Source organism: Kordiimonas laminariae, from assembly GCF_023008165.1.
Classification (GTDB): Bacteria; Pseudomonadota; Alphaproteobacteria; order Sphingomonadales; family Kordiimonadaceae; genus Kordiimonas; species Kordiimonas laminariae.
The window spans coordinates 146,966-161,317 of the sequence record NZ_JAKQZA010000005.1 but is presented as its reverse complement, the minus strand read 5'-3'; the positions used below and the strand labels follow the sequence as shown (position 1 = coordinate 161,317).

12 protein-coding genes are annotated in these 14,352 nt (G+C 46.5%); 4 read left to right on the top strand and 8 right to left on the bottom strand.

All coding sequences use genetic code 11. The features are described from left to right. Nucleotides 1-43 precede the first annotated feature (43 nt). Nucleotides 44-547, top strand: a complete 504-nt coding sequence (locus MF542_RS11570) for a universal stress protein (RefSeq protein WP_247019494.1) — start codon at nt 44-46, stop codon at nt 545-547. On the opposite strand, the gene MF542_RS11565 is transcribed toward MF542_RS11570, so the two are convergent. Beyond that, nucleotides 548-1,396, bottom strand: a complete 849-nt coding sequence (locus MF542_RS11565) for an SDR family oxidoreductase (RefSeq protein ID WP_247019492.1) — start codon at nt 1,394-1,396, stop codon at nt 548-550. Nucleotides 1,397-1,457: 61 nt separating this feature from the next. Here MF542_RS11565 and MF542_RS11560 point away from each other — a divergent pair, with 61 nt between their 5' ends. After that, the gene (locus MF542_RS11560; protein WP_247019490.1) at nt 1,458-2,270 is read left to right on the top strand and encodes a tetratricopeptide repeat protein; all 813 of its coding nucleotides are present in this window, start codon (nt 1,458-1,460) and stop codon (nt 2,268-2,270) included. A gap of 9 nt (nt 2,271-2,279) precedes the next feature. Here the strand turns inward: MF542_RS11560 and MF542_RS11555 are convergent, their stop codons facing one another. The 3 genes from MF542_RS11555 to MF542_RS11545 are packed head-to-tail and all read right to left on the bottom strand — an operon-like array spanning nt 2,280 to nt 6,012. Continuing rightward, complete coding sequence (locus tag MF542_RS11555; RefSeq protein WP_247019482.1) at nt 2,280-4,031, bottom strand: Mur ligase family protein; 1,752 nt, start codon at nt 4,029-4,031, stop codon at nt 2,280-2,282. Beyond that, nucleotides 4,024-4,779, bottom strand: a complete 756-nt coding sequence (locus MF542_RS11550; protein ID WP_247019480.1) for an alpha/beta fold hydrolase — start codon at nt 4,777-4,779, stop codon at nt 4,024-4,026. The genes MF542_RS11555 and MF542_RS11550 overlap by 8 nt, the downstream gene beginning before the upstream one ends. Before the next feature lie 12 nt (nt 4,780-4,791). Beyond that, nucleotides 4,792-6,012: a D-alanine--D-alanine ligase gene (locus tag MF542_RS11545; RefSeq protein ID WP_247019478.1), complete on the bottom strand. Its 1,221-nt coding sequence runs from the start codon at nt 6,010-6,012 to the stop codon at nt 4,792-4,794. Between the two features lie 193 nt (nt 6,013-6,205). On the opposite strand from MF542_RS11545, the gene MF542_RS11540 reads away from it, so the two are divergent. Together MF542_RS11540 and MF542_RS11535 are read left to right on the top strand one after the other, a co-directional pair. Beyond that, nucleotides 6,206-7,099 (top strand): MBL fold metallo-hydrolase, encoded by an 894-nt coding sequence (locus MF542_RS11540; protein WP_247019476.1) that lies wholly within the window; start codon nt 6,206-6,208, stop codon nt 7,097-7,099. Between the two features lie 143 nt (nt 7,100-7,242). Then, complete coding sequence (locus MF542_RS11535) at nt 7,243-8,091, top strand: AraC family transcriptional regulator (RefSeq protein WP_247019474.1); 849 nt, start codon at nt 7,243-7,245, stop codon at nt 8,089-8,091. Between the two features lie 69 nt (nt 8,092-8,160). Here the strand turns inward: MF542_RS11535 and MF542_RS11530 are convergent, their stop codons facing one another. The 4 genes from MF542_RS11530 to MF542_RS11515 all read right to left on the bottom strand — a co-directional run bounded on the left by MF542_RS11530 (nt 8,161) and on the right by MF542_RS11515 (nt 14,341). Next, nucleotides 8,161-8,802 (bottom strand): DUF4136 domain-containing protein, encoded by a 642-nt coding sequence (locus tag MF542_RS11530; RefSeq protein WP_247019472.1) that lies wholly within the window; start codon nt 8,800-8,802, stop codon nt 8,161-8,163. Nucleotides 8,803-8,940: 138 nt separating this feature from the next. Further along, on the bottom strand, nt 8,941-9,939 hold the full coding sequence (gene trpS / locus MF542_RS11525) for a tryptophan--tRNA ligase (RefSeq protein ID WP_247019470.1): 999 nt from the start codon (nt 9,937-9,939) through the stop codon (nt 8,941-8,943). Nucleotides 9,940-10,007: 68 nt separating this feature from the next. Beyond that, nucleotides 10,008-11,570 carry a murein biosynthesis integral membrane protein MurJ gene (murJ, locus tag MF542_RS11520; RefSeq protein WP_247019468.1) on the bottom strand — a complete coding sequence of 521 codons (1,563 nt, stop codon included), beginning with the start codon at nt 11,568-11,570 and terminating at the stop codon, nt 10,008-10,010. Then, nucleotides 11,567-14,341: a [protein-PII] uridylyltransferase gene (locus MF542_RS11515; RefSeq protein WP_247019466.1), complete on the bottom strand. Its 2,775-nt coding sequence runs from the start codon at nt 14,339-14,341 to the stop codon at nt 11,567-11,569. Before MF542_RS11515 ends, murJ begins: the two co-directional genes overlap by 4 nt. Nucleotides 14,342-14,352: the final 11 nt, after the last annotated feature.

The following is a 14,352-nucleotide window of genomic DNA, read 5'->3' as shown; positions in this document are numbered from 1 at the left end:
GCGCTTGGGCTGTCAATCTAACTTCAATTCAAGGGGAATGCTTGTGATTGAGGAAGAGATTCATGGCCCAATCAGGCCTATCAAGAAACGTCAGCGTAAGCTGATTGTTGTTGTTGACGATTCGCCAGAATCTAAAGTGGCTATCCGTTTTGCCGCTGCGCGTGCTGCTCATATCACTGGTGGTGGCCTTATTCTCTTCCACTGTATTCGCCCTTCCGAGTTTCAGCACTGGGTAGCGGTTGCAGACCGTATGCGTGAAGAAGCTATTGAAGAAGCAGAAGAACTTTTAAACGGTGTATCCACAAAACTGCATGAGTATTGCGGTATCAGCCCTAGTATTCATATCGCAGAAGGTGAACCCAAAGACGAACTGCGGAAATATATCAAGGAACACGGTGATGTATTTGGTCTTGTGCTTGGTGCAGGACCTGAAGGAGAACCGGGCCCACTTGTAGATTATTTCACATCAGAGGTCGGTGATATGCCGTGTATCGTAATGCTTGTGCCCGGAAGTATGACTTTCGAGCAAGTTGATGCAATGGCTTAATCAACCATCTGTTTTTAAAAGTTCTCTCAAGCCAACTTTATAGTTTGGATAGTGAAACGCTTTACCAATAAGCGCTTTTACTTTGTCATTTCTTACACGCTTTGATTCCATATAGAAACTACGCGCCATCTCGCTCATTTCAGCGGTTTCAAAATTCTCAAGAGGTGGCGGCGTGACACCAAGTAATTCAGCAGCTTCTTCGATTACCAAGTGCGGTGCACATGGTTCATCATCGGCTAGATTGAAAACGCCATTTGCGTTGCCATCATTCATAAAAGCCCAAACTGCTTCACAGATATCTGTCACGTGGGTACGGCTGAAAATTTGACCATCTTTGATAATGCGGCGCGCCTTACCTTTTTGCAGGCTAACAAGCGCATTGCGGCCAGGCCCATATATGCCGGCCAATCTGAAAAGTCCTGTCCTTGCGCCAATTTTATTGGCTAGATCTGACCAGTTTCTTTCAGCCTCAAGGCGCAACTTCCCTCTTTTAAGGGAGGGCGTTGTTGGAGTTTCTTCGTCAACCCAATCACCACCATGATCACCATAAACATTGGTGCTGGAAAGATAGTTTATGGAGGAGATGTTATTTTGTTGTTCAGCCCAACTTCCCCATCGTTTAAAAATGGGGCAGCCATCCTTAGGCGTTGGAGTAATGAGAATGTGTGTTTCAGGTGGGCAGTCATAAGAGTCAGCATCAAAAGGGATGGCGGTAATGCCTTTCTGCTCCAAGTTGGATTTTTTTACCTCGTCGCGATAGGTGGCTGTTACACTCCATCCTTCGCTGATAGCGCGTTCCATGATGGGTGTTGCTGTATATCCTGGACCAAAAACCAACAAATGCGCCATTGAAACTATTCCCTATAATTCTGCCTTGAAATTGCCATGTGGTTTTTGCACTGTGCCTCGCATGAAGCAATCTGTCATTACATCATTTATCTGTGCGGCAATTTTGTCTGTCACATCTTCTGCTGTTTACGCTCAGGAAGCCGAAGAAAAACGGTATGACCGCTGCCTTGAAATGGCTGAGCGCACGCCTGATAAAGCGATTAATATGGCGCTTGTCTGGCAGGGCGAAGGCGGGGGCGTTCCTGCACGTCACTGTGAAGCGGTGGGATTGTTTGGGCTTGGTGAATTTGCGGAAGCTGGTATCAGGCTGGAACGTATTGCCGAGGATATGCGTATTGGTAAGGATATGCCTATCCGGCGCGGTCAACGTATCACAGCAACGGCTGAAATGCTGGCTGATATGTATGGGCAGGCGGCAAATGCCTGGCTTTTTGCTGATGAAACTGTGAATGCGGAAGCTGCAATTAATACGGCACTTTCGCTGGCTACTGAAAATTCCCTGCAATATGCGAATCTGCTTCTTGATAAGGCGCAAATTTTTGCGGCTGACGGTTCCTTCTCTGAAGCGCTTGGTTTGATAGAACAGGTTATCGTTATTGATGGTGAGCGTAAGGATATTCTTATTTTTGCCGCTTCTTCTGCCCGTGCATCAGATAATTATATCAAAGCGCAGCAATATCTTGATGAATATCAGAAACTGTTCCCAGAGGCCTCCATTGGTTATCTGGAACGTGGGAATCTTGAAGATGCTATGGGCCAGTTTGAACTAGCCCGTAAAAGCTGGTTGAAAGTTATTGAGCTTGATCCCGAGGGTATCGATGCAGAAGCCGCAAGAGCTAACCTCGAGCGGCTTGATCTGCAGATAAAAGATTAAGGTTCTTTCTTAGAAACTTACCTCGGCTTCATAAAGGTCAGGCAGGTTGTTTTCAAAGAGAACCGCGTCACCTTCTCTCCAGTTTGCTTTAGCCCATTTTTCGGCATCGTCCTGTTTGGTAAAGGTCATCACGGTCACGCTGCCATCGTTTGCCTGTTCTAATCCCTTAACGAAGGTTGGGATTCGGTCAGGTGTAACAATGAGCACAATATCACAGTGTTTTGCAGCCAAGGCGCCCAGGCGTTCGTGCTCCTTATCATGCATCGAGCCAAGCTCAACCATACCAGGGGTCACAAGAATGCGGCGCCCGCCCTCTTTTTTCAGCACATCAAGTGTTTCAAGTGCGGCGGCGAACCCAACCGGGTTACTATTATAGGCATCATTAATAAGGGTTGGCCCGGATGTTGATTTGCTCACTTCAAGGCGGTATCTGATTTGTGGTACAGAAGCGAGGGCGCCTTTAATCGCGCTCCAAGGTAATCCAACGGCGCGGGCTGTTGCAGCCGCTGTTGCTACATTACCCGCTTGATGCTCGCCAAACAGTGGGCATTTCAGGATATGTTCTTCACCTTCTGCTTCTACAGTTACCTCAATACCTTCGGGTGTGGAGGTGTATCCTTTGAAAATAACATCACCTTCCGTGCCCACTAACTTATAGTCGCCCGCCACAGCATGCAGGCGCTCATTTAGAAGGCTTGCCTCGATACCGTCTTTATTCACAACCATCTGGCCACCGTTGGCGAAAGTTGCTTCTGCGATTTCAAACTTGGCGCGTGCAACGGTTTCAAGCGTTTTGAAGCGTTCATAGTGAGCTGCGCCAACCGCAGTGATTAAGCCAACATTTGGTGGAGTGAGTTTACATAGCCGCGCAATTGAACCTGGGCCGTATGCGCCCATTTCCACGATGAAAAACTGGTGTTCAGCTGTAAGGCTTTCCCGGATTACCCGTGTGATACCCATATCTGTGTTCACGCTGCCGGGTGTTGCAAGTGTTGGTGCCGCCGCGCCTAGGATGTGGGAAAGGATATGTTTGGTAGAGGTTTTGCCGAACGAGCCAGTAATCGCGATCACCTTTGGCTGAAGCTCAGCAAATTTATCAATTGCTTCCTGTCGAAATTTCGCCTTCACGCGTTCTTCAAATGGTTCCAGAAGCTTGTTGGCAAGCACCAGAAGGAAGGGCAGAGCTTGAACAAATACAATCAACAGCGCCGCTATAGCAACAATTTGCCAATCGTAACTTACCTTTACAAAACCAATCATATCCAGCCAGCTTTCGCTGTCTGTTTCAACGCTGATACTGAACTGTGAGCCCTTAGGCGATAGTTTGGAAGCCAAGATCAGAAATGTATAAGCTGCTGCTGAAAGCAGCATATAAACTTGTAAAATACGTTTGGCGCGCTGGGTTAATACAAGAGGCTTTTTAGAGTTTTTTCGGTTTTTTCGTGAAAGCCAGATGCCTTGAAATATCGCTACAGCCATTGTTGGCCATACAAGGAAGCTCGCAACACCAATTATGAAAGCAGCTTGGGTGTTTGCCAGTAATGTGTGGGAAATAATTCCGATAAGCACAGCCACAAGAAGCCATATGCTGGTTGTTTTATCATAACCCTGTTTTTGTTTGATCCAGGATACAAACCTTGGCCCATCATATTCTTCCTGCTGGAAGAACATCAAAAGGGCTAGACCTCGTTCATAGGCAAACCACAGGATAAATAATCCGCCAAGAACAGACATAATCAGGTTTGTGGAAAGATCAGGCATTTTCAATATCTTTCAAAAAAGCTTTGATAAGTGCTTCGCACTGATACGCACCTCGGCTCAGTATATCGTGGTGATCATAACCGCTCAGTTCTTCATAGCGCGCCAGAGGAATGAGCCGTTCGTATTTCCTGCCAATCTCTGGTGGTGTATCCGTGTCTTCACTACCGTACACCAGAAGGGTAGGGCAGCGGACTTCCCTTGCTTGTGGGCTAAGGTCTTCTGTTACTGCTTTCACCAGTGTTTGCCGTAAAACACCAGCATTTTTATAATCTGTGCTACCGAATTTGTTGGTATAAGCTTCTCGGAAACTGGTTTTGAAAAGACTATCTGAGAAACGTGCCAGTTTACCAAGAGTACGCAGTAGGAATGCTCGGGTTTTAAATTTGAGGGAACGTTTGCGCTGCAAACCAGCGCCTGCCACAAGAATGATAGCTTTAATACGGTCAGGGTATTTCGCTGCCAGTTGAATAGCGACGCGGCCACCATAGCTGTGGCCAATAATTATGTGGCTTTGGCTCGGGTCTAGTTGTTTGATAAAGGCTTCAGAATATTCGAAGGTTCCAGCATCTTTACTAAGGGCAGGTGTATTTCCAAAACCGGGTAGATCATAAAGCCGGTTTGAAGCATCCTTTTTGAAAAGCTCAGCCATGCGACTGAAGCTAGCGTGGCTCGTACCCCAGCCGTGAAGCCAGTGAATTGTGTTCTCGCTTGCGCCTAATTCTTTATAAAACCAGCTTTTATCAGTCACGATGTCTTAGCCTTAGGCAAAAATTTTGGAATCGCCAGCTTGCGCATCCGTCGCGCCAAGTCTTGAGGAAGAGAGGGCAAAGCCTTCTTCAATCATACGATTTGTAAGTGATAGAAAGCTTACGGGGGTTTCAGCGGCTTCCCATAGGAAATAAGCGAATGACCCTGGAATGGTGTTTACTTCATTGAGCCAGATTTCGCCTGTTTCACCATCACACAAAAAATCAATCCGTACGGAGCCTGCAAGCTTGAGGGCTTTAAAAATGCCGCTCGCTGTACCCCTGATAAAGCTCTCCTGCTCAGCTGTAAGTTCATCAGGGTTGAGTGTGCGGTTTAGGGACACCATGCCTTCGCTTGGTCCGCTATCAAGCTTGGGGCCACCTGGTGTACCGCCAGCCAAATATTTATTTTTGAAATCAAGAACATCTGCATCCATTGCAGGGCGTTCAATTGCTGATGTTTCAATAGAACCGTCAGGGCTGTTCATGCAGGCGATGTTGTATTCCACCAGATTTGGTACAAAAGGTTCCACAATTGCTTCACTATCCAAGCGGAAGGCGGTCATAAGAGCCGCGATCAGGCCATCTATATCATCAGCCTTGCCAACCCCCACGCTTGAGCCGAGGTTACAAGGTTTAACAATCAGTGGGTAAGTTTCAGAGCCAAGAGCTGCCACTAGCTCTTGCTTGATTTTCTCGGGGTCCAGGAAAGTACCTTTTTCTGGGCGGTTTACTATCAGTTCTGGCAAAACCTTTAGCTCTTCGGCACGGGCTACTTTTTTCGCAAATACTTTATCCATTGTGCCAGCGGCACCAAGCGTACGGCAACCTGCATATGGAATGCCTGCAAAATCAAGAAGGCCCTGCAACGTACCATCTTCACCGTTAGAGCCGTGAATAGCGGGAACAATCAGATCAAACGGTATCTGAATACGTTTTTCACCCATTAAGCTTTTTTGGAATGCTGTAAACTGAGGTCTGCCCGCCGCTGCAGTTGCTAAATCCAGATGGATCTGCTGCAAATCCTTATGTGCATCGCCCTTCAGCGGATAGTGAGAGCGCTTGGTCAGCGCGGTGCCTGTCCACCACTGGCCAAGGGGGTCAACATAAACAGGAATACCATCGTATTTACCAGGGTCGAGCGCTTCAAGAAACTGCAAGCCAGTTAGAATACTTACGTCGTGCTCAACACTACGGCCGCCGAAGACAACAGCGATGGTTTTTTTACCTGCCATGGTTCCCCCTAAGGATTTAAATCAAACTCTTCTTTCATGTAGCCAATAATCGGCTGCTGAGCAAAGGCAAATAACGAAAAAGAATGGCAGATTGACGGCAAAACAGCACTTATCAACTTTCAGTGTGGTGATTGACCCTTATCTGGCGATGGCTAGTATCCGTGCAGGGCTAAATTTGAAGTAGGAGCATAGGGTGAGGATCAAGAATTTTGTGAAAGGGTTGTTGCTGGCGGGAACCATTGCAGGCACGGCTTCTGCCCAGAATTGGGATCAGGTTGAAATTAAAACCGAACATTTGCGCGGTAATTTGCATGTACTTTATGGTGCTGGTGGTAATATTGGTATTTCTGCGGGGCCAGACGGTATTTTCATTATCGATGATCAGTTCGCACCACTTACTGACCGTATCAAGGCGGCAATTGCCAAAATTTCTGATGCTGAAATTCGCTTTGCTATCAATACGCATTTCCATGGTGACCATACAGGCGGCAACGAAAATGTTGGTAAAACCGGTACGGTGATTGTGGCGCATGATAATGTGCGGGTTCGTCTTTCAAAAGGAGCCTTCATCAAGGCGTTCAATAACAAAATGGAAGCACAGCCAGGTCCTGCGCTTCCTGTGGTTACTTTTAATGATGAAATGTCTTTGCACCTGAACGATGATGATGCGCGCCTTATCCATGTGAAAAATGCACATACAGACGGTGATAGTTTCGTTTATTTCAAGGAAACTAACCTTATCCATATGGGCGATTTATTCTTTGCCGGCAGTTTCCCGTTCATTGATGTAGATAATGGCGGTGATATTGATGGCGTGATTGCAGCGTCTAAAAAAGCACTATCTATGTCGAATGAAGAAACCATTATTATCCCGGGGCATGGGCAAGTAACGGATAAAGCTGGCTTGATGAAATATCTTGGAGTGCTTCAGGAATCCCGTACAATTGTTGCCAAACTAAAAGGCGAAGGCAAAAGCCTTGAAGATATCCAGAAGATGAAAGCACTTGCTGAAGTGGAAAAGCAGGTTGGTTCCCTCCGTGATGGTTGGACAGACCGTTTCATCGAGTTTGTATATAAGAGCGTTTAGTATTTGCTGATACAATCGATTTGAAAGGCTCGCTGTTTTGCGGGCCTTTTTCATGTATCGAAGCAATTTTACATTCAGCAATACATGCAAACTCTTGCTGACGCATTCTCCAGCTCTAAAGTAACCGGGACAGGAGGGTGTTGATGAACAAACCATTTGCCAGCTATGAGAAAAGGCTTAATCGGGTTCTCTCGTATATTTATGAGAATCTGGATGAAGAATTAAGCCTTGATACGCTCGCAGATATTGCCTGCATGTCCCGCTATCATTGGCACCGTGTTTTCAAAGCGATGACAGGGGAAACACTTGCGGGTGTTGTGCGAAATCTACGCCTTAGCAAGGCTGCAAACCTTCTTGTACATGAAGACGCTTCTGTAAGGGATGTTGCGAAGCAAGTCGGTTTCCAAAACCTGGCTAGTTTCTCTCGTGCATTTAAGAAGGCTCACGGCGTTTCGCCGAATGATTTCCGGGAACAGGGTGCTCAAATCACTAACTTACTATCCTTAAGTGAAGGGAATGAGAGCATGTATCCAATATCAATAGTGGAAATGAATGGATTTCGAGCTGCAGGCGTTTGCCATGTTGGGCCATATCAGCGCATTGGAAAGGCGTTTAAAGGTCTGGGCTCTGTCTTGATGGCAAATTCTTTAATGGATCAGGTGAATAGTTTGTTTGCCATCTATCATGATGCGCCAGATTCTAAACCAAGCGCGGAATTTCGGTCTCATGTCGCCGTTTCCTTAAAAGAGGGGTTCCCCGAAGGGCTTGATAGCCTTGATTATTTCGATGTTGAGGGCGGCAAGTACGCGGTGCTGGAACATAAAGGGCCATATTCAAACCTGAAGGCTGCTTATGAGTGGCTTTACGGTAGATGGTTGCTGCAGTCTGGGGAGGAGCCTCGGGATATGCCGCCTCTTGAGGTATATATTAATGATCCGAAAGTTACACCGACCTCAGAACTCCGTACGGATATTCGTATCCCGCTTCGATAGTAAGCTTGTACGCAAAAAAGAAAGGCCCGCATTATGCGAGCCTTTTGATATTCATTGCAGAGGGGGTATTTACTGCTTTTTCTCTTTTTCAATCACTACTCTGCGAGTTTCACCGCTATTCCCCGGGAACTGTTCAAATAGTGCTTTTGCGAGATACGGCATAACCTTAGGAAGATCTTTACGGCGTGTCTCTGTTTCGGCACGACCTTCATAAACAAGAGTACCATCAGGTTTGCGGAGTTCTACACGTAGTGTCGCGAGATAAACTGTACGGGCAACAACTTCATTGTTGAAGCCGTTACCAAAACCATAACCAAAGCCGCCGTATGGGCCAAAGAAAGGTGAACGCCAGAAACGTCCATATCCCCAGTAACCGGTTGTCCAATATGGGTAAGGAGTGATACCCGGGCGGTTAATAAGCTTTTCACGGCCATCATCAATAGTTACATCAAAGCCAGCAATTAATTCTGGTTCGCTCTCGCCCGTTTCTTTATAGCCATATCCCTGTAATTGTACCGCGATTGCATCTGCATACTGGCGGAATTCAATACTATCCTGCTTTTCAGGGTTCATTGGGGTTAACAACACACGTTCACCGCCGGGGGCTGTGATTTCGTGGAATGTTGTTACATTACTCCGGAAATTACTAGCACAGGCACTTAGTGCCACAACACCCAGTACCAGAAGCACTCGGCTAAAAAATTTGGTCATTACAAGTCTCCGCTCATCCCTTTGAATAACACTATAAACAGCCCAAAGGTCACATCAACAGCTTTCCCGCTAATGTGACATAATGGTAGGGTTCAGTGTATGAACGATAGCTGAACGAAAGTGGGGCTTTCATGAATGTTAGCTCAAGAAACCTACAGCTTTCTTCACTTCTTTAAGAATAGGTTGTGCAATTGCATCAGCTTTTTCTGCGCCAGATCTTAAAATGCCATCAATATAAGCATGATCTTGCTCAATGCGTGCCATTTCTTCAGTGATTGGTGCGAGCTTGGCAACCGCCAGTTCTGTTAGGGCTTTTTTGAAGTCACCAAAGCCTTTTCCTTCGAATTCAGTACAGACTGTATCTCGGCTTACCTCTGAAAGGGCAGCATAGATACCAATAAGGTTTTGTGCTTCTGCACGGCCTTCGAGTAAATCAGCCTTACCCGGGATCAGTTCTGCATCTGTCTTAGCTTTGCGGATTTTTTGAGCAATAGTATCTGAATCGTCGTTCAAATTTATACGACTATATTCAGAAGGGTCAGATTTGGACATTTTCTTGGTACCATCACGCAAGCTCATCACTCGTGCACCTTCGCCAAGGATTAGCGGTTCAGTGATCGGGAACAGGTCTACACCAAAATCATGATTGAACTTCTGTGCGATATCGCGGGTTAGCTCAAGATGCTGTTTCTGATCTTCCCCAACAGGAACGTGTGTTGCCTGATAGAGTAGGATATCTGCCGCCATCAGGTTTGGATACACATAAAGGCCTGTCGAAGCATTCTCGCGGTTCTTGCCCGCTTTATCCTTGAACTGGGTCATGCGGTTAAGCCATCCAAGGCGAGCAATACAGTTAAAAATCCAGGCAAGTTCAGCATGGCCTGAAACCTGGCTCTGGTTAAAGAGAATTGATTTCTCTGGATCAACACCAGAGGCAATATAAGCTGCCGCCGCCTGACGAGTTTGGGCCGCAAGCTCTTTTGGGTCTTGCCAGACAGTGATCGCGTGCATATCCACCACACAGTAGATACATTCATAATTTTCCTGCAGCTTTACCCAGTTGCGGAGCGCGCCAAGGTAGTTACCAAGTGTCAGCTTACCTGATGGCTGAGCGCCAGAAAAAACGCGATTTTTCACTGTATATCTCCAATTATTCAGCGTGTAGCTGCCTTATTACAGGCTGGTTTCATCCGGTCAAGCAGCGATCAGGCATTTGGACGGATAAATCGCTTCAATTCTGTGATAGTCAGCGCCTTCATACTGAAAACTGGGATAAAATAGAGTATCACACCGAAAATGATGACGCCGACAAGCGTAGAGATACGAGTAATACCATCAGTAATGAAATACTCCGCAACATATGGCAGGCTGTAAAAGAGAACGCCTGCCATAATGAAGGCAGATAGGGAAAACTTCATCAATCGGTTGACTGTATCTCTTTCAAGTGTGAGTTGACCTCGTTTTTTTAAGCCGCCGTAGAACATAAATACGCTAGCCCAGGCGGCAATTGCAGTGGCTGCAGCTAATCCCACATGTCCCATGAACTGAATAAGAATAATATTAAGCACTGTGTTAATCATAAGGGAAATTGCCGCAAACTTTACCGGTGTTTTAGTGTCTCTTCTGGCGAAATAACCGGGTGTAAGAGCTTTCGCGATTACATAGGCTGGTAGTCCAGCAGCATAAACAGTAAGCGCTAGTGCGGTTGCTGCTGTATCTGCACTGTTAAAGGCATCTCTTTCAAAGAGGGTAGCTATGATGGGGCCAGCAGCTACCATAAGTGCTGCAGCAGACGGTAAGGTAAGGAAAAGTGAAAACTCTAGTGCTCGGTTTTGTTGGCGGTTTGCACCCGCTTCATCTCCGCCTGCAAGCAGACGAGAAATACTTGGCAATAGAACTGTGCCAACTGCAATGCCAATTACGCCGAGAGGTAATTGATTAAGTCTATCTGCATAAAAGAGCCAGGAAACGGACCCTTCAGGCAGAAAGCGGGCTGCAATAACAACATCGATCAAGAGGTTGATTTGAATAATACCAGCACCAATTGCTGCAGGGCCAATTAAACTCAAAAGCTCTTTTACATTTTCTGATAGTCTCGGTCTTGGTAGATAGATACGAATACCAGCTCTTAGGGCTGCGCCATAAACCCAAAGGAGTTGAGCAAAACCTGCAACAGAAACTGTAATAGCAAGTTTTTTAGCCGCCTCCAGTTCACTTTCTCCATAGATATAAAGCGCTATAATCATAAAGATATTTAGGATTACAGGTGCAAAGGCAGCGGCTGAATAGCGACCATAAGCATTGAGGACGCCTGAAAAGAATGACATCAGAGATATCAAAAGTAGGTAGGGAAATATGTATCGGCCCAGTTCTACTACAAAATTAAACTTCTGAGTATCGCCCTCAAAGCCACCAGTGAGCCCAAACATAATAGGCACCATGCCTATTTCCATAACAATAAGGAAGAAAAGAAGGATGGGAAACAGCCAACTAAGCACGTGGCTGGCAAATTCTTCTGCGGTCTTTCGGCTTTCAGGTGTTATGTGTTTCCCCAGCCGCCTAGAGAAAAGTGGCACAAAACCAACGGAAAAGGCACCTTCTGCAAAAAGTCGTCTAAAGAAGTTGGGTAACTTAAATGCTATGAAAAAAGCGTCTGCCGCCAAGCCTGCACCTAAATATTTGGCCATAAACATATCTCGGACAAACCCGAAAACGCGACTTAGAAGGGTAAATCCCCCTACCGTTGAAATACCTTTAATAAGGCTCACTCGGTTTTCTCCAGTGTTTTTTTCTTTTCTGTTTTGGTTGGTTTTGAGCCAAAAATAGGTTTGCCACTCGCGGCCTTCAGGAGTTTTTCTTCAATATTTCTCAGGCGTACTTTGTTTGATAGTTTTTGGCCCGTTAGATCGCGTACATAAAATACATCAACAGCTCGTTCACCAATGGTGGAAATATGTGCTGAGAAAATGGAAAGTTTAAGGCCATAAAGTGCATAGGCTAAATCATAAAGTAGTCCAGGACGATCTTTAGCGTTAACCTCAATCACTGTTGACCAGTTTGAGGCTTTGTTATCAATCAATACCACGGGTTCTACTTCAAAGGCGTCTGATTTATTGCCAAATACCTTTTTGTTTTTCAGGCGCTCCTTGGGGCGTACCTTGCCTTTAAGGGTGGCCAGAATGGTTTCTTCAAGCTTATCAAGTGAACGGCGGCTATCAAAAGCATGGCCTTCCAGATCCTGTACGGTGAAATTATCGACAGCCATGCCGTCTTTAGAGGTATGAATTTTCGCACCAGTAATTGTGGCACCAGCAACACCAAGCGCGCCAACCACACGAGCAAACATGCCCGGGTGATCTTCCCCATAAATGGCGACATTTGTCATATCCTGAAAGGTTTCGATCCGGGCTGTCACGCCCAGTATATCGCCGTTTTCGTCTATACGGCGCATCAATCGAGCATTCTGAATGAGCGTATCGTTTTCTTCCGCAATCCAGTAGGCATCGTTCATACGGTTCTGGTGTTTGTCGATGTCGTTTTCATTCCAGTCACTGAGTGATGCTGCAAGCTTTTCTTTCTTCGCCTTTACACGTTCCTGACGGCCACGAGTTGCGTGCCCTACAAGTAGTACTTCCTCAGCAGCAGCATATAATTCCCTGAGGAGCTGGCCTTTCCAGCCGTTCCAAACGCCGGGACCAACCGCGCGAATATCAACCACCGTAAGTACGAGTAAAAGCCTCAGGCGTTCTGGGCTTTTTACCAGTTCGCAAAAATCCAGAATGGTTTTATGGTCTGAAAGGTCTCGTTTGAAGGCAGTGTTGCTCATGAGAAGGTGCCAGCGTACGAGCCACGCTACAGTTTCAGTTTCTGCAGGTTTAAGGCCCAGGCGCGGACATAATTTTTCAGCTACTTCAGCGCCTAAAACGCTGTGGTCACCGCCGCGGCCTTTTGCAACATCGTGTAAAAGTACAGCCACATATAGCACTTTGCGGGAGATAACCTTTTGAATAACGTCCGTTGAAAGCGGGTGATCTTGCGCAAGCTCTCCTGCCTCTATTTTTGCTAAAAGGCCGATGGCGCGAATGGTGTGTTCATCCACGGTATAGTGGTGATACATGTCATATTGCATCTGGGCCACCACGCGGCCAAAATCAGGAATAAAGCGTCCGAAAACGCCTGCTTCATTCATGCGGCGAAGATTGATCTCGCCTTCCTTCTGGCTGGTGAGAACGGAGAGAAAATCATCGTTCACATCGGGATGCCTGCGTACGCGGGAGGAAATTTTCCCTAAATTCTGTTTCATCAGCCGTAGCGCAGATGGATGAATATCAAGGTCGTGCTCGTCAGCTATCCGGAATATTTTCACCATCAGACCAGGGTCTGTTTTGAAATCATCTTCATTGACTACAGTTAAGCGGCCGCTTTCAACAGCGAATTGCTTCAGCTTTTTGGTGCGGCGGAAGCGTGCAAAGAAGCTCTTTTGTTCCCGCTCTTCAAGTACGGCGCAGAAAATTCGAGTAAGGTCACCTACTTGTTTTGCAACAAGAAAATAGTGTTTCATAAAGCGTTCAACGCCGCTCGCACCAGGGTGGTCTTTATAGTGAAGCGTTTCGGCGAGTTGCCTTTGCATATCAAAGCTCAAGCGTTCCTCGGCGCGGTTTGCGAGGAAATGAAGGGCAACACGTACTGTCCAGAGGAAAGATTCCGCTTTTTGGAACTGACGGTTTTCATCTTTAGTGAGAATATCGGGCTTTACAGCGTTCGAGCGGTTTACACCGTAAAGGTTTCGGGCAATCCACCACATAGTTTGAAGGTCCCGAAGTCCGCCTTTACCTTCCTTGATGTTGGGCTCCACCACATAGCGGCTATCTCCCAGTTTTTTGTGGCGCTTATCGCGTTCTTCAAGCTTGCCTTCGATAAACTCCGGGCCGGAATTATTTACTACCCGACGCCAGAACTGTTTGGCTGCGGTTTTAAAGAGTTTTTCATCGCCCCATAGGAAGCGTGCTTCGAGAAGCGATGTGCGAATACTCAGATCTTCTTTTGCGAGGCGGACACATTCATCAGGTGTGCGAGTGGCGTGCCCAACTTTTAAGCCTAAATCCCACAGTACATAGAGCATGTATTCAACGACGCTCTCGGCCCATGGTGTGGATTTGTAAGGGATAAGAAACAGCAGATCTACATCTGAATATGGTGCCAGTTCACCGCGCCCATATCCACCGGTTGCCACAAGTCCTAAACGCTCTGAAGAAGTTGGATTGTTAAGTGGATAGACATGCTTTGTGACAAAATCAAACAGCGTGCGAAGTAGTTGGTCCATCACATACGAAAGGGATTCCGCTGAAACATGACCTTTTTCAGCATCTTCAAAAAAACGACGTTTTACCTCTTCCCAACCTGAGCGGTGGGCAGCTTTCAGGACTTTTACCAGCTCCAGCTGCCATTTTTCCTTGGGTGTATTTTCCACAAGTGCATCTAACGCAATAACCAATTCTTTGCGGTTAATAAGGGCGCGCCTATTGCGGATTTTGCTCATTACAAGGTCTT